This is a genomic window from Thiolinea disciformis DSM 14473 (assembly GCF_000371925.1).
GTDB classification, from domain to species: domain Bacteria; phylum Pseudomonadota; class Gammaproteobacteria; order Thiotrichales; family Thiotrichaceae; genus Thiolinea; species Thiolinea disciformis.
Window position 1 is genome coordinate 174915 of record NZ_AQVE01000001.1, and the last position, 20995, is coordinate 195909.

Here is a 20995-nt window from a genome sequence, read left to right on the forward strand (position 1 = left end):
TGCAAAAATTAAAATAGCTTAATGGGATGTTCGCGTACTTGTTCCCGTGGCGAAGTCGATTCAGTAAATAAGGAGGGATTAGGTAAAGCACTGGTGCTGGTAGTAGTGCCTGCCATCGGAGGCGGCATATCACTCAGTTGACCATTTATTACTAAGGGTTGACCAGGGAGAGTTTTGACAGTTGGTTTAGCTTTATTAGCGCTTCCAAATAAATTAAAGGCATGTTCGCGTACTTGATCGGCGGGCGGGCCTTTAGTGAATAATTCAGGATTAGGAATTTTTGCCCCATTGTGACTGACATTAGGGGAGGATGTATCAATCGCATGTTGCCGCGCATTTTGATCTGGCTTGGGATCTGGGCTAAAGGTGTTAGGGTCTGGTAAAGCATTGGCCTTAGAAGGACCACCAGAACTAAAAAAACTTTTGTTAATTACTTCTTCGGAAGCATTTTGTGCGAAAGCCGAAAAACTTACTAAGCCTAAGAGCAACGTAGCTGAAATTGAATATCTGACCATGAGGGTCTCCGGTTAAGCCTATTAATTAAGCCGAACGATGGCTGTATAGCTATTATAACTCATGGTGCAGCGCTGCATAGAATAGCCATCAACTTATTGGGTTAGCAACATGAAGCTTAGCCAGCACAGGCCATGAAACCATGCCATGTATCGGTAGCGCTGTGCTAATTCCTCCCAAGGAATATTGCTAATCAAGAGTTTCTTGCCGAGTGAACTACGATCAATGATTAATTCAACTTGCTGGCTGTCATAATCATGATCGCTTTGTGCGACGCTTCGCGCATGCTGACGAATATGTTCCCATTCCTGTTCGTCTAACTTGCCATCACCATTCTGGTCGTAAGCTTCGAGCAAAACCTGTGGATGGCGTTTCCACTCGGCTAATAATCGGCTAAGACGTTCTTGCATCGTAATACCCAGATTTTCGCCAGTATAAGTGCGCAAATCGCCTAACACGTAAATTTGTTGTCCGGGGTAAATAGCGTGCAACCAATACAGATGGGTATCCGCAGGGCGCACCACTACCTCGGCATGCTGCGGATAAATAGTACAGCGTTGTTTGCTCGCTTCCAGAATAAAAGGCGTCGATTCACAAAACCCTGCTAGCCATGCGGTAGCAGGCAATTGGGGATCACCCCGAAAACCTTCATGATCCAATAAACGCACCGTGCCTTGCAGGCGTACATAACCTTGAGCACCCGACATTAAGCGCGATTCAGCGGTATCAGTGATAAGGCGATAGCGCTGATATAAGCCCACGGAAAAATACAGACTCAAATAGGCCGTTAGCCAGAGCCAACTTTTATCAAGCTGCATTAGGTAATAGCTCAAGCCTAGCCAAAATAGGATAAACCCTAGGCGTGCCGAAACATGTAATAAGCCACTCCGCTGCCACGTGGCAAAAGCATTGTATTGCGCATATTGGCTTTGAAGGACGGTGAGGATGGCCATAGCAACTAGGATTGAAAATGGGCTTTAGTATCCACATCCGCCATTTCAGACTCGCTAAAACTCATTAAACGAAAGGGCTGAAAACCGGCCATACGTGCTATTACTACATCAGGGAATTGTTCAATGCGTACATTATTAATGGTGGCCGAGTCGTTATAAAATTCACGCCGATCCGCGATGCTGTCTTCTAAAGTGGTAATCCGATTTTGTAATTGCTGAAAAGATTTGCTGGCTTTTAATTCAGGATAAGCTTCTACCGTGGCAAACAGATTGCCTAAGCCTAAGCGCAATTGATTTTCAGCCGCACTTAAGGCAGTCATATTGCTACTTTGCATAGCCGAGGCGATTTTGTTACGCGCTTCCATCACGCGTTGTAGCGTATCTTTTTCATACTGCATGTGTTCTTTACACACATTAATCAATTTTGGTAATTCTTCATTGCGCTGTTTGAGTAATACATCGATATTACTCCAGGCTTTTGCAGCATTATTTTTGATGAGCACTAATTGGTTATAAAGAACCACTGCCCATAAAGCGACACCGGCCAGCAACGTGATAAAGATTAATAGACTGTTTGTCATAGACTTTCACCGAGGGGTTATTGTTATTGATGGAGTCCAGACGCTACTGTAACAAACTACAGCCAATAGGTGGGGCTAGCACGACAATTGGCTGGTTCTGTTTAAAGTTTAGGCTTCGCTCACTAATAAATGTTGTTGAGCGCGCTCTAGTGCATAGACTAAATAAGGGATTTGTGACAACGCCGGCGCACCATCCATTAATAAGGCGATAGGCATGACTTCGAAAATTTCTTCCGGTGAGGCGCCATAATCTAAAGCAGCTTCCACATGCAGTTCAATCAAGCGTGCTTGTTGATGGATTAAAGCAATGCCTAAGCCAATTAATTCACGACAACGGCGATCCATGCAGCCTTTGCTTAAGGAAAATTCACGCCATGAATCTTTCCAAGCGTGCCATAACTCAGTTTGGTGTTCGGGGCTTGCTAATAAAAAGAGGGCCGTTTTGCGTACTTGTAATAATTCGTGGTCACTCGCACCTAGCCTTTTGGCCACTTCAGTATGAATATCAACACAACGGCGGCATTGTTTTGCTAAGGCCATACCGAGGGTGATTAATTCTTTTTGCTTACGATCTAATAAACCCTTTTTAGTACTTTCTTGGGATAATTCACCAATAATTTCTAAAAATTCGCCTAAACCATAATTGCGTGCTTTTTTTAATGATTCTGTAAATAATTCCATGGAATTGACTCAAGTGTTTTACATAGAGCCAAGTTTAAAAGCGGCTGTCTGAGGCTAGCCTGAAGCGCCAGCCTAGTGGGTGAGCTAGGCTGGATGTAAGACAAGATTTATTGATTTTTAGCGTGTAATTGGGCGTCCACACTGGCAACGGCGGCCATATTTACAATGCCACGTACGGTCGTACTTTCAGTGAGAATATGGGCTGGATAGTTGGTGCCCAATAAAATAGGGCCAACTGGCATACCATCTGCCAACATTTTAGTCATGTTATAGGTGATATTCGCCGCCTCTAAGGTTGGGCACACCAACAAGTTGGCTTCACCCGAAAAAGCCGAATTCGGGAATAAGCGATCTCGAATTTCTTGGGACAAGGCTGCATCAGCGTGCATTTCACCATCCACTAATAGCTCGGGATGCTTGTCTCGCAGTATGGCAAGGGCTTTACGCATTTTGCGAGCTTGTTCACTTTCGCGGCTACCAAAGTTCGAGAAGGATAATAAAGCAGCTTTCGGTTCAATGCCAAAACCACGAATAAATTGTGCAGCTAAGGCTGTTTGATCCGCTAATTGCTGGGGGCTTGGATCAATATTGACGTGGGTATCGGTGAGGAAATAAGTGCCTTTTTTCATAATCAGCAAGGTTAAAGCGGCAAAATCATTTAAGCCTTGTTGAACACCAATCACATCATGCAGATGACGCAAGTGTGACGCATAATTTCCTTCTACACCACAAAGCATGGCATCAGCATCACCACAGCGCACCATGATGCCCGCCAGCGCCGTATTACGCGAGGCAATCACACGCTTAGCATAGGCAGGGGTTACGCCAGAGCGTGCCATCAGTTCGTAATAAGTCTTTTTGTGTTTCTGGTAATGTGGATTAGCACGTGGATCAATAATTTCTACATCCTCACCCACTTTTAAGCGTAAACCATAAGATTTGATATTTTGCTCAATGCTAGTGGGATCGCCAATCAAAATAGGCTTACAAATTTTGTCATCTACCAGAATTTGAACGGCATTAATCACACGCTGTGATTCACCTTCTGCAAAGACCACGCGCTTGAGATTTTGTTTAGCCAGATCGAATAAAGGCTTCATCACCATGCCAGAACGGAACACAAAGGATTCTAACTGACGGCCATATTCTTCAAAATCTTGAATCGGACGGGTTGCTACCCCTGTTTCCATAGCAGCTTTCGCCACGCGTGGTGGAATAATAGTCATTAAGCGCGGGTCGAAAGGTTTAGGAATTAAATAGTCGCGCCCAAATTTGAAAGCTGAACCCCCATAAGCAGAAACGACGACATCAGAGGCTTCTTTGGTGGCTAAATCTGCAATGGCTTCCACCACGGCAATTTTCATCGCCTCATTAATTTCTGTCGCACCAACATCTAAAGCACCACGGAATAAGAAAGGGAAACATAAAACATTGTTGACTTGGTTTGGATAATCACTGCGCCCAGTCGCCACAATAGCATCTGTCCGTACTTCATAAACCAGCTCAGGGCGAATTTCTGGCTCAGGATTAGCAAGGGCTAGGATCAAAGGATTGGCTGCCATTTTTTTAACGTGTTCTTGTTTCAAGACACGAGGCGCGGATAAACCTAAAAATACATCCACCCCATCCATGACATCGTCTAAAGTACGTGCGTCCGTCTCAATCGCATAAGCCGAGTTGTAGGGATTCATTTCCTCGACACGGCCTTTATAAATAATGCCAAAGCGGTCATTGACCGTGACGTTTTCTTTCTTTAAGCCCATCTCGACTAATAAATTTAAGCAGGCAATGGCTGCTGCGCCCGCGCCAGAGCAAACTAATTTAATGTCACTTAGATTTTTACCCGCAACACGTAAACCATTGCGAATCGCCGCCGCAACACAAATCGCGGTGCCGTGTTGGTCATCATGGAAAACTGGAATTTTCATTTTGGCTTTGAGGCGTTTTTCGACTTCAAAGCATTCGGGCGCTTTAATATCTTCTAAATTAATGCCACCAAACGTGGGTTCTAATAAACTTACCGCATCAACAAAACGATCGACATCTAAGGTATCCACTTCAATATCGAAGGCATTTACCCCAGCGAATTTTTTGAATAAAACCGCTTTCCCTTCCATGACGGGTTTAGAAGCGAGTGCGCCAATAGAACCCAAACCAAGTACTGCCGTCCCATTAGAAATAACGGCCACCAAATTGGAGCGCGTAGTGTATTCCGCAGCCAGTTGAGGATTTTCAGCGATAGCTAAACTTGCAGCCGCAACACCAGGCGAATAGGCCAAGGCTAAATCACGCTGATTGACCATATTTTTGGTGGGGCTGACTTCGAGCTTTCCGGGCGTGGGAAAACGATGATAATCCAGTGCTGCTTTGGTTAAATCTTCTGCCATATTGTACTCCTCCGGTGGGTGTTCAGTCTTATTGTGGTGCGAACGTCTATGATAGGAGCTTATGAAAAAATAATCATGTAGCAAGTAGGGTTTTGTGTATTTCTTATAAGCTAAGAGCTTTGCCATTGTTCGTGGTTCAAGCTTGAATTAGCGTAGTTTACCAACCAGAGGCTCACATGGCATGATTAAACTTCGATTATGGTTAGAGATTATTTATTATACACAAGCTAATGGTCTTTAAATTGCACAGTTAGTAGCGTGTAGGTTGTCTAACAGATAATTAGCTCGTACTACGCGGTTAATTTGACATACAAATGTGTTTACACCTCAATCGATTAAAGAACTATGGATAACCAACAGTTTTCTCAAGGATTAAAAACCCGTACCGAAGTTATGGGGCGGACTTTTGTTGAGCGTGCTGTGCAAAACACCACGGATTTTAATGCACCACTGCAAGAGTGGATTAATGAGCACGCTTGGGGTTCGGTTTGGCAGCGTGAGGATCTGCCGCGCCAGACGCGTTCTTTAATTACCATTGCTATGCTGACCGCATTGAAATGCACCACAGAATTAAAAGGGCATGTTCGCGGTGCTTTGAATAATGGTTGTAGCGTAGCAGAGATTCGTGAAGTCTTACTGCACTCAGCCGTTTATTGCGGTGTTCCAGCAACTCAGGAGGCCTTTCGTGCAGCACAGGAGGTTATTCAAGAATGGCAAGCGCAACAACCCTAAGCTTACTGAGTGGGCGCTGTGTTACGGTTTGAGGCGCCATTGCCGTTAGGGACGACAGGGAACGCTTTCCGTAAAGAGCGAACTAAGGATTCAAGTTGCAAATCCACGCTGGCATGGATAATGCCTATGTCAGATTCGATGACGCACTCATCTAGCTTGATCTGATTATCGGCTAAGACTTCAATATGGCTTATGTGTTGCTGCCAATCTTGTAATTGCTCAGCCACAATATCCCGCATCTGTGGATGGACACGTAAGATTAATTTCTTACTGCCGCGCACCATTTCGACGCCACGACTAACGGTGCTGCGCACTAAAGTTTCATCATCAAAACTGCGCACAATTTGTTGTACAGCTTCAATGACTACCTCTACTAAAGACTGTTCGACATCGCGTAAACTTTCGTGCATACGCAAACTGTATTCCAACAATTGTTCAATTAATTGTTGATGAACTTGTTCCTTACCTTGCTGAATGCCACTTTGGATCGATTTGGCTAGTGTGGCTGTCGATTTGAGTTCACGCTCTTTTTCGCGTTGGGCGAGATTACGCATCAACTCTTCATAATGGACGATTTGGCGGTATTCGTTTGCTTTGATGACGGTTTTACCCGGTTCTAGCTGCGAATCTAGCGGTTTAATCGAAACGAATTTGTCCATTACTGTTGACCCCTATGCGAGTTTCTATTGCTATTTTTTGTATGAGGGCAGCACATTCTTTGTTTTGCCCTTTTAACTCACGGCTTAAAGGCGCGACACGTTTCCACAAAACATACCATTCATGGGGTAGTTTTAACATCATGCGCTTACGTAAGGCAGGAGGATAGTCGCTTAATGCTTCTTGCAGGCATAACATACCCGCACCAATAACGCTACTACGCGCATCTAAAGCATCAGGCAACTCTAAGGTAAATACCAACTTGCCTAGCATCATTTTAGCGCGACGCTGCATAAATAAAAACAAATCACTGCCTAACTGGTCATGGATTTCCTGAACTTCTTCACGAACCACTACTTGGCGAACTTTGTTGTGATAAAACACAGCACCGGTATGGAGTACTAAATTCTCAAGATCTTTTCCAGACCACAAAGCCAAACGGGTTAAGGAGTTGGAGAAGTTAAAAAAGACTTGGTTTTCTAAACCAAAACGCTGCAAAAGATGGTTTACAACACGATCCGCACTACGATGACAACCAACCAGTTTCTTAATGAGCTGACCATCAGGCATTTGTTCAAACCAACTGTCGTGCGTGTAGTGATCAGGGCGGAAATTGAATTCCCACGCTAATTGCGACAGTTTGTTTTTGCGTGCTGGGTCCGTTGCTTGAGTTTTCATTGGTTGTCAGTATTTGTTGTAATGGCCTCAATTATTCTGCACACCAAGAAACTGAGCGAGTGGCATGATGATAGTCGGATGTATTCATACGTTATATGACCGCTTATGCCGTCTGTTAGGTATGATAGACCGTCTAATACAATGACTGTTTTTTGTGATTTGTGACAAGGAAATACCGATGGACGAGAGTGGTTTATCTTTATCAACCCGCCTAAATTTGGAAACAGGGCGCATTAGTTGGAAGGAGTTACAACTATTTTTTGCAAAAGGGCAAGTAATTGAGATCGCCGGTCATTTGGATCTAGTGAATGTGGCGACGGCTTTTGCTCAAGATAATGCACAGCAGTGCCAAATCTGGTTAGAAAGCGGTGAGGTTTGTCGCGCCACAGATGATTCTGCACGTTTATGGGCGCAAAATGATTCACATTTGTGGGCCGTGGTGGTAGCACCTTGGGTTTTAGTTCAAAACCGTTTGGTACACTAATCGACATCGATGCCAATAGAAACGGCGAGACTGGCTCGCCGTTGATAATGCTGTTTAAGCTTAATGCTTAATCGTACCAGCCACTGTGATCAAATCAGTCACTACACCTGGATCCGCTAAGGTAGAAGTATCGCCCAAGCTATCCAGTTCATTGGCAGCAATCTTACGCAGAATACGACGCATAATCTTACCAGAACGTGTTTTCGGTAAACCGGGCGCCCACTGGATAATATTGATTTTCGCGATAGGGCCGATTTCTTTACGTACCAAATCAATCAATTCTTTTTCCAGTTCTGGTGTGCCTTCAACACCAGCCATCGGTGTTACATAAGCATAAATGCCTTGACCAGTTAGCTCATGTGGATAACCAACGACGGCTGCTTCTGCCACTTGTGGGTGTAACACTAACGCAGATTCGATTTCCGCCGTACCTAAGCGGTGACCTGATACGTTCAATACGTCATCCACGCGGCCAGTGATCCAATAATATCCATCTTCATCGCGACGCGCACCGTCACCAGTGAAGTAATAGCCGGGGTACATGCTGAAGTAAGCTTCAACAAAACGGTCGTGGTTTTTGTACAAGGTACGCATCATGGAAGGCCATGGTGCTTTGATGCACAAGTTACCTTCGGCTGGGCTTTCTTCGATTTCATTACCTTTGTCATCTAATAACACAGGTTGAACACCGAAGAATGGATTAGTCGCAGAACCTGGTTTTAGCGGTGTTGCACCGGGTAATGGAGTCAACATGTGCGCGCCAGTTTCAGTTTGCCACCAAGTGTCAACAATAGGGCAACGCTCTTTACCTACGACTTTGTAATACCATTCCCATGCTTCTGGATTGATTGGCTCGCCGACTGAACCCAAGAGGCGTAATTTGTCGAGTTTCGCTTTCTCAACAAATTTGTTACCAGCGCCCATTAACATACGAATTGCGGTCGGTGCGGTGTAGAAAATAGAGACATTGTGTTTGTCGCACACATCCCAGAAACGACCAGAATCGGGATAGGTGGGGATACCTTCAAACATTAAGGAGGTAGCGCCATTGGCTAATGGACCATAGACGATATAAGAGTGACCCGTTACCCAGCCTACGTCTGCGGTACACCAATAAACTTCACCATCTTTATAGTCAAAGACTAATTTGTGTGTCATGGCCGCTTGTAATAAGTAGCCACCTGTGGTGTGCAATACGCCTTTGGGTTTGCCGGTAGAGCCTGAAGTATAGAGAATGAATAAAGGATCATCCGCTTCCATCACTTCAGCAGGGCAGTCCGCAGAAGCTGTTGCCATCGCTTCATGATACCAAACGTCATGCGCATTCCATTTCACAGGATCGCCACCGCGTTGTACCACGATACAAGTATGTACCGTTGGGCATTGCTCGATAGCTTTGTCCGCATTGGTTTTCAATGGAACTTTCTTACCACCGCGCATAGATTGGTCAGAAGTGATGACTATGCCACATTCTGCGTCTTGGATACGATCACGGAGAGCGTCAGGTGAGAAGCCACCGAATACGATAGAGTGGATAGCACCGATGCGTGCGCACGCTAACATGGCAACCGCAGCTTCAGGAATCATCGGTAGGTAGATCGATACGCGATCCCCTTTTTTGACGCCACGACCTTTTAATACATTGGCGAATTTACAAACTTCTTCGTGTAATTCTTTATAAGTGATTTTGCGATCTTCGTTAGGACTATCGCCTTCCCAAATAATCGCCACTTGATCGCCGCGTGTGGCTAAATGACGGTCTAGGCAGTTTTCAGCAACGTTAAGTTGACCGCCAGTAAACCAATTAATATGAATATTGTCAGTGAAACTCCAATCTAGAACCTTGTCCCATTTCTTGGTCCAAGTAAGATATTTTTCAGCTTGCTCAGCCCAGAAACCATCTGGATCGTTGAGTGAGCGCTCGTACATGGCTTGATATTGCTCAGCCGTGACATTCGCTTGTGCCGCGACCGCAGCAGGAACGGGATAAGTTTTAGACATAGGTTGACTCCTCACTAACTAAAAATAGTTTCCTAACCTGTGTAACAGCAATAGTATTATTAGTCTTCTCGCTAGGCAGGCATATTTATACAATCACGACTAAAAGTCTAGTCAAAGCCCTTATAAAACGTGCAATTACCCCAAAATTGTCAACAATATTCCTTTAGTCCTGCTCAATCACATGACTATTCTCCAATCCGTCACGGATCAAAGGCTGCATTGCAGTTAGTAGGCTTTTGAATAAATTAGGGTTTTCTTGTTCTTCACGGTGCAGTAGCTGTTTCATATGTTCCCGTTGTGTCGGCATATCAAAACAAGCGGGGCAATTTTCCATAATGACCGGCAAGCCAGCGGCTTTAGCAAAGTCCGCCGTTTGGCGTTCGCGCGCACGCACAAGCGGGCGAATTACACGCAAATCCCCTGCATCAATCCTGTAATGCGCCTTCATGGTTTTTAATTTGCCGCCATGAAAGGCTGACATTAAAAAGCTTTCGGCCAAATCATCTAAATGTTGGGCTAATGCCAGCACGTTGTAGCCTTCATCACGCGCGGTTTTATACATCAAACCACGTTTCATACGTGAGCAAAACGCACAATAGGAATTATTATCCATATGTGTTTCTGCCAAGCTCATAATCGGTTCCCGCACATAGAAATAAGGCAAACCCAAGCTTTTCAAGTAAGGAATCAAAGGCGATGGATCAAAAGCACCTGATTGAGGATCAATCGTTACTGCTGCTAATTCAAACTTAATCGGGGCTTGGCGCTGGAAGTGGCGCAAAATATGGAGCAATGAGAGTGAGTCTTTTCCCCCCGATAACCCCAATAAAATGCGGTCACCCGCACGAATCAAATCATAGTCGCCTATGGCTTTGCCAACGTTACGAATTAAGGATTTAGGTGGCGTAACCCAAGTCACAGGTTCAAATTTTAATGCTGTATTCATACAGGGAACATAACCGATTTTAGCTGGATGTGCTAGCTGCTCGCTTGGCTTGTTTTGCAATCATCACAAGCTTGTTAAAAAGTGCTTTAAATACAAAAAGATAATTTATTTATCGCAGCGATTATCCTATATAAACCACCTTGTATCCTAATTTGTGTGCTGGCAATGATGGCCTTTCTTCTAATCTAGTATGGGCTAACAACAATTTTAAGCTAAGGAAGGCCTAAGAAAATTAAAAATATCAGGAGAGATATTATGCAAGTCAGGTCATATTATAAAAGTTTTGAGCCACAAACATGGTCGAATACCAGTTACTCTGTGGTTCCTCGCTCAAGCTTAAATTACCTTCATGCCAGACAGCAAACTGACACTGTAGTAGAGCAAAGTTTGGGTTCTTTGAGCGACTTCAATTCTTTCGGTGGCTTAGGTGCTTTGGGCGGTCTTCGTTCGCTGGATTCTGTCGGTCGACTAGGTTCGTTCGGTGGTCTCGGTTCGCTGGGAGGGCTAAGTTCTTGGGGTAGCTTAGGTTCTCTGGATGCTTTCGGTGGACGAGGTGCTTGGGGTGGTCTGGGCTATGGTAACTACGGACGCTACGGTAATTTGGGTAGCCTAGGCTATGGTGGTTATGGTCGCTATGGTAGTACTGGTTATCGTCCTTATATCTACGATAACTATGGCGCTGCGGGTTATCGTTGGCCCTCTAATTCACTCATGCGTCCGCTATGGCAGAATTTAGCTTATACCAGCTCCTTAGAGCGTGGTTTAGGACCGAAATTGCCTTTGTCCCGCTCTGAGTTAGGAGCTGTTAGCGATGCCTTAGCAGATAGTCGTGGTTTGTATGGAATGCCCAACCCTCGGGTGGTTGATGTGTTTGACACCGACTTATCACGCAATGTATCAGCGGGTGATATTGCTAGAACTAGCGGCACCGATGGCTTATGCGCTACGGGTTCATCCCTACGTTTCGTGGTGTTAAATCAAGACGTAGTCGACCAAGCCTACGACACCTTGCGCTAGTAAGGTTGTGGATTAAACGATAGGGTATATACATTGATATACCCTATTTTTTGCTCATAATATTTAGGTCGATTCCTCACCTAATTGTAATTCCCACATTTGTTTATACAGGCCTTCTTTAGCCAGTAATTCGCTATGGGTGCCTTGCTCTACGACTTTTCCTGCATTCATGACAACAATCTGATCCGCATCGACTACGGTGGATAAACGGTGCGCGATAATAAGGCTGGTATGCTGACCTGCCACTTCTTGTAAAGTTTGTTGAATGGCTTGCTCGGTTCCTGAGTCTAATGAAGAAGTGGCTTCATCGAAGATCAAAATCGGTGGATTTTTAATAATCGCACGAGCAATGGCTACACGCTGCTTTTCACCGCCGGATAATTTCAATCCGCGCTCCCCCACCATGGTATTCCAACCGTCTGGCAAAGACTCAATGAAATCACGAATATGCGCCATCTCCGCAGCGCGCTCTAAATCCGCGTGAGTGGCATCGGGATTGCCGTATTGCAGGTTATAACGTAGCGTATCATTGAACAGCACGGTATCCTGTGGCACTATGCCAATAGCGCGACGCAAGCTGGCTTGGGTGACCTCGCGAATGTCTTGTCCATCAATCAAAATCCTTCCACCCGTGACCTCGTAGAAGCGATAGAGCAAACGCGGTAAGGTCGACTTTCCAGCGCCACTATGACCTACTACAGCGACCGTTTTACCAGCGGGCACGGTAAAGCTGACATCAAATAAAATTTGGCGTTCAGGCGTGTAGGCAAAATTAACGTTTTCAAAGCAGATATTGGCTTGTTTAACGACCAATCCCTTAGCATCAGGCTTATCTTGAATTTCTTGGGGCGTTTCTAAGAGGCGAAATACCATATCCATGTCAGCGAGCGTATATTTTAATTGGCGATAGATAATTCCCAGCATCCCGAGCGGCATAAAAAGCTGAAGCATAAACGCATTCACCATGACCAAGTCGCCAAGGCTCATTTGTTTTTGTACAACTTGTTGGGCGGCGAAAAACATAATAATCGTCACACCCACACCGATAATTGCGGACTGGCCGAAGTTTAGTAGTGACATGGAAGTCTGGCTTTTCACCGCCATCTCTTCCCATTTCTCCAAAGTTTCGTTATAGCGTTTTAATTCTATTTGCTCGCTATTAAAATACTTGACGGTTTCATAATTGATTAAACTATCAATCGACTGATTGCTGGAAGAAGAGTCTAGACGGTTCATTTCGTGGCGGAAGTCCATACGCCACTCGGTAATTTTAAAAGTGAAAATCACATAAATCGCAACGGTGGAGAAAGTTACAATCGCGAAAATGGGCGTGTAATTTTTAAGTAAAATAAAAGCGACTAGGGCAAATTCGACAGCAATAGGAATAATGCTAAAAACTAAATAATTGATCAGTGTGCTGACGGAAGAAGTACCGCGTTCAATATCACGCGCAATAGCGCCCGTCTTGCGCTCTAGATGAAAACGCAAAGAAAGATTATGCAGATGCTCCAAGACTTTAGTCGAAACGCGCCGAATTGCACGATAGCGCACTCGTGCAAATACGGCATCGCGTAACTCATTAAATAGTGAGGTAGCGAGCCGCAAAGCACCATAGGCTAATAATAAGCCTAGGGGTAATAATAGCGTTTGGTTCGGCATAGGCTGCAAGGCGTCGACAATCGCTTTTAACACCACAGGAACGCCCACGGTGGCAACTTTGGCGAGAATCAAACAAGTCAGTGCAAAAATGACGCGGCCTCGAAACTCCATAATGAACGGCAGCATCGATTTGAGATTGTGTAGATCACGACGATTCGTGTGAGGCGCTTCAGTTCGACCCATAGCATTATTTTGTAAGTTCATGAGCGTATTAGAGCGCGCCTGACTAGGTTTTGTATAGCACTACTTAGAGGGAGTAGACTGGGTCTGATGTAGCATAAGGCTGCTCAAGCGCTCGTCATGCACAATAAGGCAAAAAAGCAAGGTCGGTAATAATGAAAAAATTAGGGTTAATGAAGCAAGTCTTGTTTTTAGGCATGGGCTGCTGCCTTGCTACTAACGCACAGGCTGATCAGTATTTAGCGTTTAGTCAAAATGATAAGGAATGGTTGTACTTGGATAGCAGTGCTACAAAGCCTGTGATTGAGTTTTTTGATCAAAGTACAGGTGCATTAACGCATTCTACTCCTTTAGCGTACGATCCAGCGCGCCAATTGATGATGGGGTTTACACCGGATGGTTTTAAATTGGCGGTATTGGAAGAAGCGGGTCTAAGCATTTGGCACAACCAAACCGGTAAGCGTTTGCGGACTTTACCAGTCCCAGACTTGCCCGATAGCATTTCCAAGTACCAACCCAAAACTGCAGTCACCAATGCGAGTGGCACAGCACAATTATTTTACGCACCGAAGCGAAAGCAATTGCGGGTGGTGCATACAGGCAATGGTAAACAGTTGGGGCATGTTGATTTGAGTGCTGATCCAATTGCCTTAGGGATGGATACAGAAGGTCGCAAAGTGGCCTTTGTTATACCCGCTGCAACAGGTGGCTACCGCGTGCAGATTTATAATCTTTATAAAAATCAGCCCGAAAAAAGTATTGCTTTGCCACAGGTGTCAAGTCAGACCGTCTTTTCTCAACCGATTGTATTGAGTCAGGATGGCAATTATTTAGTCTGGCTACCCTATTTGATTCATGTAACCAGCGGTGCGGTGCAACACTTAGTAGGAGCCAATAGAGCTACATTCACCAACGATAATCAAAAGCTTGTTGTGGCTAATGCACAAGGTTTACAGCGTTATGATTTAGCGACTGGTGTGTATGAGCCGCTTAATGCTGAAGCGAATTGCCAAACATTGGCGCAAGATATTAACCCCACTCAAACTTTACTCGGTTTTATTCAGCGTTGTGGACAAGAATTACTGGCTATTACTTTGAATGCGCAAACGGGGCAATTTATAAAACGTTTGAAACTCGATAGACCGTAAGCCTGATTAGGGATTGTGATGCGCATTTGACAGTTCCTGAAATGCAGGCTATATCGAAAGGCTAGTGATCAACGAAGGAGTATAACCATGCGTTATTATTATGGCTTAGTAGTAGCGTTAGGCTTAGCAGCTACAGCACAGGCTGCCGATTTGACGATTAAGATGAATATGGTGGATGAAAAGGGCGTTGGTGCAGAAGTGGGGCAAGTGGTCGTGAGTGAGTCGCCCTATGGTTTAGTTTTTACCCCTAGTTTGAAAGGTTTACCAGCCGGTTTACACGGTTTTCATGTGCATGAAAATCCGAGTTGTGAGCCAAAAGAAAAAGATGGAAAAATGACAGCTGCATTAGCCGCAGGTGGGCATTATGATCCAGCAGGAACGAAGAAACATGGCGAGCCTTGGGGTGACGGCCATTTGGGTGATTTGCCAGCACTGTATGTCGATGCTGAGGGAAATGCCATGAATCCGGTTTTAGCACCACGCTTGAAAATGGATGACCTGAAAGGTCGTTCATTAATGATTCATGCGGGGGGTGACAATCATGCCGACCATCCTCAGCCGCTGGGCGGTGGTGGGGCGCGCGTGGTGTGTGGTGTAAGTCAATAAGCTTGCTCACTGGCAATATGCCTTGAAACATATTGCCAGTTTTTTTCTGCCTAATGCATCGGTCTAGGTCTGGAGTAAGTCACGCGCACTACCCTATTATTATTTTGATTATACAAACAATTAAAATTTAAGTTGGCTGAAGACCTTGCTCCCCTCAGTGTTGCTTGTCCTAACACTTGCACTAGATTTCGATTAAGGTTGTTCACGTTCATCGAGCCATATTCCACGTTTATATTTGGCCCAAACTGTCGCCTGATTTGTTGTGATAAGGCGGTTTGGCATCCGTAGATTGCTGGATTTGGCATGATGCGCGCTTCAACAGAATTCACGAAGCCGATTAATAGGCTTGCTGTCACAATACTTAAACTAAGTTGTTTGAACATGATCTTGCTCCCAACACAAACAATATAAGCCAGTGTAAAAGAATTCCTCTAGACTGGTGGCAACAGTAGCAGTGACTTAAGGATTTTTTGTGACGAACGCCCTGAATATTCCACCCGCTATTCCTAGTTTAGGCCAAGCTTTTCGTTATTGGTTCCACTTAGGTCTCATCAGTTTTGGCGGTCCTGCCGGTCAAATAGCCATTATGCATACGGATTTAGTGGAGAAAAAACGTTGGATCTCCGAACAGCGTTTTTTGCACGCGCTGAATTACTGCATGGTTTTGCCAGGGCCTGAAGCGATTCAATTGGCTATTTATATCAGTTGGCTCATGCATGGAGTGTTGGGTGCAGTGATGGCTGGTATTTTATTCTTCTTACCCGCTTTTTTCTTGCTGTCAGCGTTGGCGGGCATTTATTTGGCTTGGGGCGATTTGCCTTGGATTCAGGGAATTTTCTACGGCATCAAACCCGCAGTGGTGGCGATTGTGTTATTCGCCGCTTGGCGGATTGGCTCGAAAGTCCTAAACAATACATGGCTTTGGAGTATTGCCACCCTAGCCTTTATGGCGGTGTTCTTTTTTAAAATTAGCTTTCCATGGGTAGTATTGGTCGCCATCATCTTGGGTGTGTTGGGTGGCAAATTATATCCTGAAAAATTTAAAGCGAATTATGCACATAATACGGTTCGGAAAAGTTATGGCGCAGCCGTGATTGATGACCATAGCCCCACGCCAATACATGCGCAATTCTCATGGCGTAAATTTATGCTGACGCTTATTATTTTCTTAGCCATTTGGGTAGTGGCGCTCTTGGTGGTTGGCGGACAATCGACTTTGCAGCAGATGGGTTTATTCTTTACGAAAGCCGCGTTTTTAACGATTGGTGGTGCTTATGCGGTTTTACCGTATGTCTATCAAGGTGGGGTGGAGCATTATGCTTGGCTAACCGGTGCACAAATGATGGACGGTCTAGCGCTGGGTGAGGCAACACCAGGACCCTTGATTATGGTTGTAACGTGGATTGGTTATATCGGTGGCGTGACTAAGGAGGTGGTGGTGAATCCTGTACTGGCTGGGGTTATGGGCGCGTTGGTGGCGACCTTTTTTACGTTTTTACCCTCATTTTTCTTCATTATCGCCGGTGGGCCGATAGTCGAAAGTACACGGGGGGATTTAAAATTTACTGCCCCCCTCACTGCCATTACTGCGGCGGTGGTGGGTGTTATTGTGAACCTTGCCTTATTTTTTGCATGGCACACGTTTTGGCCACATGCGACCGAGCAGGCACCGTTTGCAGGATCGTTTGATTACTGGGCGGTCTTGCTGGCTATGGTTTCTTTCCTAGCCCTATGGCGCTACAAAGTGGATGTGACTAAGGTTATTGCCGTAAGTGCCTTGGTGGGATTGGTGTTTGCCCTCTTGAAAACAGGGGGATAGTCTTAAACATGTCATCTCCGATTGATCCATTTAAGCCAAGCGTAGATGCCAACGGTGATCTAATTCACTCACATGCGTGTTATATGCTTCGCATTCTTCACGCTTTAACGCCGAGAAAATACGCTGAAATGCTTCACCGAAGTACTCTTGAATAAAGGCCGATTGCTCAAAGTTTTTTAGGGTTTCATACCAATTCAAGGGCAAGGTATTGGCTTGGGTGCCATAAGCATTGCCTTCAGCGGGTTTTCCTGGATGGAGTTTCTCGCGAATCCCGCGATGCATACCTGCCAACACTGCCGCCACGGCTAGATAAGGATTGGCATCTGCACCGGATGCACGGTGTTCCACATGGCGACTCGCTGGTGAGCCGTTGGGAACACGGAAGGTAACACTACGATTATTGATACCCCAAGTCGCTGCCGTGGGGGCATAACTATTCGCTTTGAAGCGGCGATACGAATTTGCATGAGGTGCGAAAATCGCCATACTATCTTGCACGCTTGCGGCCATACCACCAATGCTATGTAGTAAAATTTTATTAGTATCGATTTCGCCAGCACTCATTAAATTCATGCCATTTTCATCATTCAGACTGATATGAATATGCATCCCACTACCAGCACGATCAGAAAATGGTTTGGCCATAAAGCAGGCAATCATGCCATGTTGTTCAGCTACCCCTTTAATTAAGCGCTTGAATTGAATCGCTTCATCCACGGCCTGCACCGCATCCTTACGATGCAGTAGCGTTATTTCAAATTGCCCAGGCGCGTATTCCGAAATGGCAGTTTCGGCCGGTAAACCTTGCACGGCACAATATTTATAAATATCGGCAAAAAAGGGACGCATGGCCTCCAAATCATCAACGCTATACACCTGTGTTTGGGTAAGGGGCAGGCCGTAGGTAGTTGTGGCAGGAATAACTTTACCCTGCTTCCATGCAGAGGCATCTAGTAAATAAAACTCTAATTCACAAGCTAAGACTGGATGCAGATTGTCGGCACGCAACACATTAACAATATCCACTAATTTTAGGCGCGGATCGGCAGCGGCGGCTGGCATCCCCGCGACTTTATCCATACTGACGAGTACTTGTGCGGTATTCGGTAGCCAAGGCGACAGCTTTAAGGAGTTCGGTACCGGACGGCTAATGCAATCCATATCAGCGACTTCCCAAACCAAGCCGGTGGTATCGACATCTTCACCCAAGGGGTTGAGTGACAAAATCGAGCTAGGTAAGGGGCGTCCACTGGTATAAAGCCCATGCAGTTCATGAGGGCGTAGGAATTTGCCGCGAGCAATACCGTTGATATCGGTGAGAATTAGTGCAACTTGAGTCAAGGTGGGGTGTGCTGCGAGAAAGCTAGTGACTTCGGCTGAGCGATTGGGTGCGGTGGGTTGCATGATTTATCCTTGGTATAACTCTTGAACAAACGCATCAAGCGTTGTGACAAGCTGGTCAATATCAGTTGTTTGGGTGGCAGGGCAGGCCAGCATCATATTGTGAAAAGGTGTAATCATCATGCCGCGATTTAGGAGGTATAAATGAATACATTGTTCCAGCTCGTCATCAAAAGCAGCTTCCGCTTCACGGCCTGTGCGTGGGGCGGTGGCACTAAATTGAAACTCGACCCTTGCACCAATTTGTGTAATGCACCAAGGCAATTGATGCTTGCTGATAAGCTCACGTAAACCTTGAGCAAGATACTCCGCTTTGGGAATCATGTCGGCATAAGCGGCCTCGGTCATGACCTGCTCTAGGTTGGCGCGCATGACCCGCATAGTGAACATATTGGCAGACAGCGTGGTGCCCATGCCACTGTGGCCATGGCCTGCATGTTGTTCCGGATCAGTGCGCTGTTGTGCTTTTAGCTGTTGCATTCGCTGTGCCACCTCAGCACTGACGCCGAGTACTGAACAAGGTAAACCACCGGCAATCGGTTTACCCAGCACGAATAAATCCGGCTCTAAACCAAAGGCTTTGGTATAGCCACCAAAACCCGTCGAAATCGTGTGCGTTTCGTCAATAATGAGTAGTGTACCCTGTTCGCGTGTTAAGCGACGTAGGGCTTGATGGTAGTTTTTATCTGGCAAGACCATGCCAATATTAGTCATTGCAGGTTCGCATAATACGGCAGCGACATCATTAGGCTTTAAGGCGTGTGCTAAGGCTTCAAGATCATTGAATTCCACCACACGCATATACTGAGTCAGGTCTAAGGCTTGACCACTTAAACCTTTACGGTGTACGGTTTTGCCTTGCTGGAGGCGCACCATGGTTTCATCGACTGTGCCATGATAACAGCCATCAAAAACTATAATAATTTTGCGCCCTGTGACGGCGCGCGCCCAGCGTAAAGCCCAACGATTTGCATCAGTGGCGGTGGTCGCCATTTGCCAATAAGGCAAGCCAAAACGTTGCCCTAGCTCACGTCCTACCGCAATCGCATCTTCGCTCGGTAGCATCGTGGTATAACCCTGTGCTGCATATTCTGCAATTACGTTTGCCACTGGCTCAGGCGAATGACCAAACATTGAGCCGGTATCACCTAAACAGAAATCGGCATAACGCAAGCCATCAACATCCGTAAATTCAGCACCTCGGGCGTGTTGGACAAACATAGGAAAAGGTGTCGACCAATCCGACATCCAATGCATAGGCACGCCACCGTATAAATAATGCTTCGCTTCTTCCGCTAATTGGGCAGAGCGCGGATGATGTTTCGAGAAGGTCTGTGCTTCGCGTTCGGCGAGCTGTTGGAGTTTGCTAGGATCATAGCTGCGTGGTGGCATGTTTTTATTCTCCTCATGGCACTGTGTGCTGATCATAAGGGGTTATTAGCCCAGCCTTCAAGCGTGGTGGGAGTAGGATGATAAGTCTGTCACTTTAGTGTCTTCTACTTTGAACATTGACATTCCACAAAGCGAAAACCCCGAAATTTGACTAACAATGTTATTCGCTGCACAGTGCGCACCATTGAAGAAGCCAGCAGCAAAGGCTGGAACAGTTTTAACAAAATTCCTTTGCAGGAGATTTGAATCAATGAGTTCGTTTGCGACTGAAACCGTCACCTCGGTTCAGCATTGGAATGACACCCTATTTTCGTTTCGTACTACCCGCGATCAAGGGTTTCGTTTTATTAATGGTCAATTTGTCATGATTGGTTTGGAAGTAGAAGGCCGCCCATTAATGCGTGCTTATAGTATTGCCAGTGCCAATCATGAAGAGTTTTTAGAGTTTTTCAGCATCAAAGTTCAAGATGGGCAGCTCACCTCACGCCTACAACACCTAAAAGTGGGCGATCCGGTGATTATGAGCAAGAAACCTACTGGAACTTTGGTATTGCGCGACCTAAAGCCCGGAAAACGTCTGTTTTTATTTGCCACTGGAACCGGTCTAGCACCCTTTATGAGCTTGGTTCACGATGTCGACATGTATGAAAGCTTCGACAAGATTATTCTCATGCACGGAGTACGCTGGAAAAATGAACTAGCTTATAAAGATTATTTGGAAAACGAACTACCGAATAATGAATACTTAGGTGAATTAGTACGCGAAAAATTGATTTATTATCCAGCCGTAACGCGCGAAGCTTTCGTACACCATGGCCGTTTAACCAATCTGATTCGTTCGGGGGAGTTATTTAACCATATTGGCGAAGCGCCGCTTGATCCTTCCACTGATCGTGCCATGATTTGCGGCAGCCCAGCGATGTTAAACGACACCTCCACTATGCTCAATGACTATGGTTTTCAAATATCGCCCCGCCAAGGTGAAGCAGGCGATTATGTGATTGAGCGTGCTTTTGTTGAAAAATAAGTACTTAGAACCAGTGCTGTCGCGGCATTTAGCTGACAAATCGAGCGTTTGTAGCGTCGACTTTAAATAATTTTTTAATTATTGCAGTTTCTCAAGGTCTATCCTTAGCTGAGCCTGTAGTTTGTTTAAGCAT

19 protein-coding genes are annotated in these 20995 nt (G+C 45.5%); 7 read left to right on the top strand and 12 right to left on the bottom strand.

Translation table 11 applies throughout. The features are described from left to right. Window positions 1–8: 8 nt before the first annotated feature. The 5 genes from A3IE_RS0100800 to A3IE_RS0100820 form a co-directional block, all read right to left on the bottom strand. On the bottom strand, window positions 9–515 hold the full coding sequence (locus A3IE_RS0100800) for a hypothetical protein (protein WP_020393665.1): 507 nt from the start codon (window positions 513–515) through the stop codon (window positions 9–11). A 93-nt stretch (window positions 516–608) separates the two neighbouring features. Continuing rightward, on the bottom strand, window positions 609–1466 hold the full coding sequence (locus A3IE_RS0100805) for an EF-hand domain-containing protein (protein WP_020393666.1): 858 nt from the start codon (window positions 1464–1466) through the stop codon (window positions 609–611). Between the two features lie 5 nt (window positions 1467–1471). After that, the gene (locus A3IE_RS0100810) at window positions 1472–2047 is read right to left on the bottom strand and encodes a LemA family protein (RefSeq protein ID WP_020393667.1); all 576 of its coding nucleotides are present in this window, start codon (window positions 2045–2047) and stop codon (window positions 1472–1474) included. 108 nt (window positions 2048–2155) lie between these two features. Then, entirely contained in the window at window positions 2156–2728 is a 573-nt protein-coding gene (locus tag A3IE_RS0100815; protein ID WP_020393668.1) for a carboxymuconolactone decarboxylase family protein, read from the bottom strand. Window positions 2729–2835: 107 nt separating this feature from the next. Continuing rightward, window positions 2836–5115 carry an NADP-dependent malic enzyme gene (locus tag A3IE_RS0100820; protein ID WP_020393669.1) on the bottom strand — a complete coding sequence of 760 codons (2280 nt, stop codon included), beginning with the start codon at window positions 5113–5115 and terminating at the stop codon, window positions 2836–2838. Between the two features lie 345 nt (window positions 5116–5460). On the opposite strand from A3IE_RS0100820, the gene A3IE_RS0100825 reads away from it, so the two are divergent. Continuing rightward, on the top strand, window positions 5461–5847 hold the full coding sequence (locus A3IE_RS0100825) for a carboxymuconolactone decarboxylase family protein (protein WP_020393670.1): 387 nt from the start codon (window positions 5461–5463) through the stop codon (window positions 5845–5847). Between the two features lie 2 nt (window positions 5848–5849). Here the strand turns inward: A3IE_RS0100825 and sctL are convergent, their stop codons facing one another. Together sctL and A3IE_RS0100835 are read right to left on the bottom strand one after the other, a co-directional pair. Continuing rightward, complete coding sequence (gene sctL, locus A3IE_RS0100830) at window positions 5850–6506, bottom strand: type III secretion system stator protein SctL (RefSeq protein WP_020393671.1); 657 nt, start codon at window positions 6504–6506, stop codon at window positions 5850–5852. Continuing rightward, window positions 6484–7182 carry a SctK family type III secretion system sorting platform protein gene (locus tag A3IE_RS0100835; protein WP_020393672.1) on the bottom strand — a complete coding sequence of 233 codons (699 nt, stop codon included), beginning with the start codon at window positions 7180–7182 and terminating at the stop codon, window positions 6484–6486. Before A3IE_RS0100835 ends, sctL begins: the two co-directional genes overlap by 23 nt. 178 nt (window positions 7183–7360) lie before the next feature. Between A3IE_RS0100835 and A3IE_RS0100840 the strand changes: the two genes are divergently transcribed. Continuing rightward, window positions 7361–7666, top strand: coding sequence for a DUF2288 domain-containing protein (locus tag A3IE_RS0100840; protein ID WP_020393673.1), 306 nt, complete (start codon window positions 7361–7363; stop codon window positions 7664–7666). Between the two features lie 60 nt (window positions 7667–7726). On the opposite strand, the gene acs is transcribed toward A3IE_RS0100840, so the two are convergent. Together acs and A3IE_RS0100850 are read right to left on the bottom strand one after the other, a co-directional pair. Continuing rightward, on the bottom strand, window positions 7727–9667 hold the full coding sequence (acs, locus tag A3IE_RS0100845) for an acetate--CoA ligase (RefSeq protein WP_020393674.1): 1941 nt from the start codon (window positions 9665–9667) through the stop codon (window positions 7727–7729). Between the two features lie 163 nt (window positions 9668–9830). Beyond that, a complete protein-coding gene (locus tag A3IE_RS0100850; RefSeq protein ID WP_051062455.1) occupies window positions 9831–10613 on the bottom strand; it encodes a PP-loop family protein in 783 nt (260 codons plus the stop codon). Window positions 10614–10868: 255 nt separating this feature from the next. Between A3IE_RS0100850 and A3IE_RS19540 the strand changes: the two genes are divergently transcribed. Continuing rightward, entirely contained in the window at window positions 10869–11630 is a 762-nt protein-coding gene (locus A3IE_RS19540; RefSeq protein ID WP_020393676.1) for a hypothetical protein, read from the top strand. A gap of 63 nt (window positions 11631–11693) precedes the next feature. Here A3IE_RS19540 and A3IE_RS0100860 read toward each other — a convergent pair whose 3' ends face one another. Then, a complete protein-coding gene (locus tag A3IE_RS0100860; RefSeq protein ID WP_110721347.1) occupies window positions 11694–13472 on the bottom strand; it encodes an ABCB family ABC transporter ATP-binding protein/permease in 1779 nt (592 codons plus the stop codon). A 152-nt stretch (window positions 13473–13624) separates the two neighbouring features. On the opposite strand from A3IE_RS0100860, the gene A3IE_RS0100865 reads away from it, so the two are divergent. From A3IE_RS0100865 to chrA, 3 genes are all read left to right on the top strand, one after another. Next, the gene (locus tag A3IE_RS0100865) at window positions 13625–14617 is read left to right on the top strand and encodes a YncE family protein (protein WP_020393678.1); all 993 of its coding nucleotides are present in this window, start codon (window positions 13625–13627) and stop codon (window positions 14615–14617) included. Window positions 14618–14704: 87 nt separating this feature from the next. After that, window positions 14705–15223, top strand: coding sequence for a superoxide dismutase family protein (gene sodC / locus A3IE_RS0100870; protein ID WP_020393679.1), 519 nt, complete (start codon window positions 14705–14707; stop codon window positions 15221–15223). A gap of 472 nt (window positions 15224–15695) precedes the next feature. Then, on the top strand, window positions 15696–17042 hold the full coding sequence (chrA, locus tag A3IE_RS0100875; RefSeq protein WP_020393680.1) for a chromate efflux transporter: 1347 nt from the start codon (window positions 15696–15698) through the stop codon (window positions 17040–17042). Between the two features lie 30 nt (window positions 17043–17072). Here chrA and A3IE_RS0100880 read toward each other — a convergent pair whose 3' ends face one another. Together A3IE_RS0100880 and A3IE_RS0100885 are read right to left on the bottom strand one after the other, a co-directional pair. Beyond that, window positions 17073–18446: a glutamine synthetase family protein gene (locus tag A3IE_RS0100880; RefSeq protein ID WP_020393681.1), complete on the bottom strand. Its 1374-nt coding sequence runs from the start codon at window positions 18444–18446 to the stop codon at window positions 17073–17075. 3 nt (window positions 18447–18449) lie between these two features. Next, window positions 18450–19835 (bottom strand): aspartate aminotransferase family protein, encoded by a 1386-nt coding sequence (locus A3IE_RS0100885; RefSeq protein WP_020393682.1) that lies wholly within the window; start codon window positions 19833–19835, stop codon window positions 18450–18452. A 250-nt stretch (window positions 19836–20085) separates the two neighbouring features. On the opposite strand from A3IE_RS0100885, the gene A3IE_RS0100890 reads away from it, so the two are divergent. Beyond that, complete coding sequence (locus A3IE_RS0100890; RefSeq protein ID WP_020393683.1) at window positions 20086–20862, top strand: ferredoxin--NADP reductase; 777 nt, start codon at window positions 20086–20088, stop codon at window positions 20860–20862. Window positions 20863–20995 lie beyond the last annotated feature (133 nt).

Excerpts from the sequence above, each read along its gene's own strand:
- A3IE_RS0100800 (WP_020393665.1), bottom strand. The coding sequence starts at position 515 with ATGGTCAGATATTCAATTTCAGCTACGTTGCTCTTAGGCTTAGTAAGT.
- A3IE_RS0100805 (WP_020393666.1), bottom strand. The coding sequence starts at position 1,466 with ATGGCCATCCTCACCGTCCTTCAAAGCCAATATGCGCAATACAATGCT.
- A3IE_RS0100810 (WP_020393667.1), bottom strand. The coding sequence starts at position 2,047 with ATGACAAACAGTCTATTAATCTTTATCACGTTGCTGGCCGGTGTCGCT.
- A3IE_RS0100815 (WP_020393668.1), bottom strand. The coding sequence starts at position 2,728 with ATGGAATTATTTACAGAATCATTAAAAAAAGCACGCAATTATGGTTTA.
- A3IE_RS0100820 (WP_020393669.1), bottom strand. The coding sequence starts at position 5,115 with ATGGCAGAAGATTTAACCAAAGCAGCACTGGATTATCATCGTTTTCCC.
- A3IE_RS0100825 (WP_020393670.1), top strand. The coding sequence starts at position 5,461 with ATGGATAACCAACAGTTTTCTCAAGGATTAAAAACCCGTACCGAAGTT.
- sctL (WP_020393671.1), bottom strand. The coding sequence starts at position 6,506 with ATGGACAAATTCGTTTCGATTAAACCGCTAGATTCGCAGCTAGAACCG.
- A3IE_RS0100835 (WP_020393672.1), bottom strand. The coding sequence starts at position 7,182 with ATGAAAACTCAAGCAACGGACCCAGCACGCAAAAACAAACTGTCGCAA.
- A3IE_RS0100840 (WP_020393673.1), top strand. The coding sequence starts at position 7,361 with ATGGACGAGAGTGGTTTATCTTTATCAACCCGCCTAAATTTGGAAACA.
- acs (WP_020393674.1), bottom strand. The coding sequence starts at position 9,667 with ATGTCTAAAACTTATCCCGTTCCTGCTGCGGTCGCGGCACAAGCGAAT.
- A3IE_RS0100850 (WP_051062455.1), bottom strand. The coding sequence starts at position 10,613 with ATGAATACAGCATTAAAATTTGAACCTGTGACTTGGGTTACGCCACCT.
- A3IE_RS19540 (WP_020393676.1), top strand. The coding sequence starts at position 10,869 with ATGCAAGTCAGGTCATATTATAAAAGTTTTGAGCCACAAACATGGTCG.
- A3IE_RS0100860 (WP_110721347.1), bottom strand. The coding sequence starts at position 13,472 with ATGGGTCGAACTGAAGCGCCTCACACGAATCGTCGTGATCTACACAAT.
- A3IE_RS0100865 (WP_020393678.1), top strand. The coding sequence starts at position 13,625 with ATGAAAAAATTAGGGTTAATGAAGCAAGTCTTGTTTTTAGGCATGGGC.
- sodC (WP_020393679.1), top strand. The coding sequence starts at position 14,705 with ATGCGTTATTATTATGGCTTAGTAGTAGCGTTAGGCTTAGCAGCTACA.
- A3IE_RS0100880 (WP_020393681.1), bottom strand. The coding sequence starts at position 18,446 with ATGCAACCCACCGCACCCAATCGCTCAGCCGAAGTCACTAGCTTTCTC.
- A3IE_RS0100885 (WP_020393682.1), bottom strand. The coding sequence starts at position 19,835 with ATGCCACCACGCAGCTATGATCCTAGCAAACTCCAACAGCTCGCCGAA.
- A3IE_RS0100890 (WP_020393683.1), top strand. The coding sequence starts at position 20,086 with ATGAGTTCGTTTGCGACTGAAACCGTCACCTCGGTTCAGCATTGGAAT.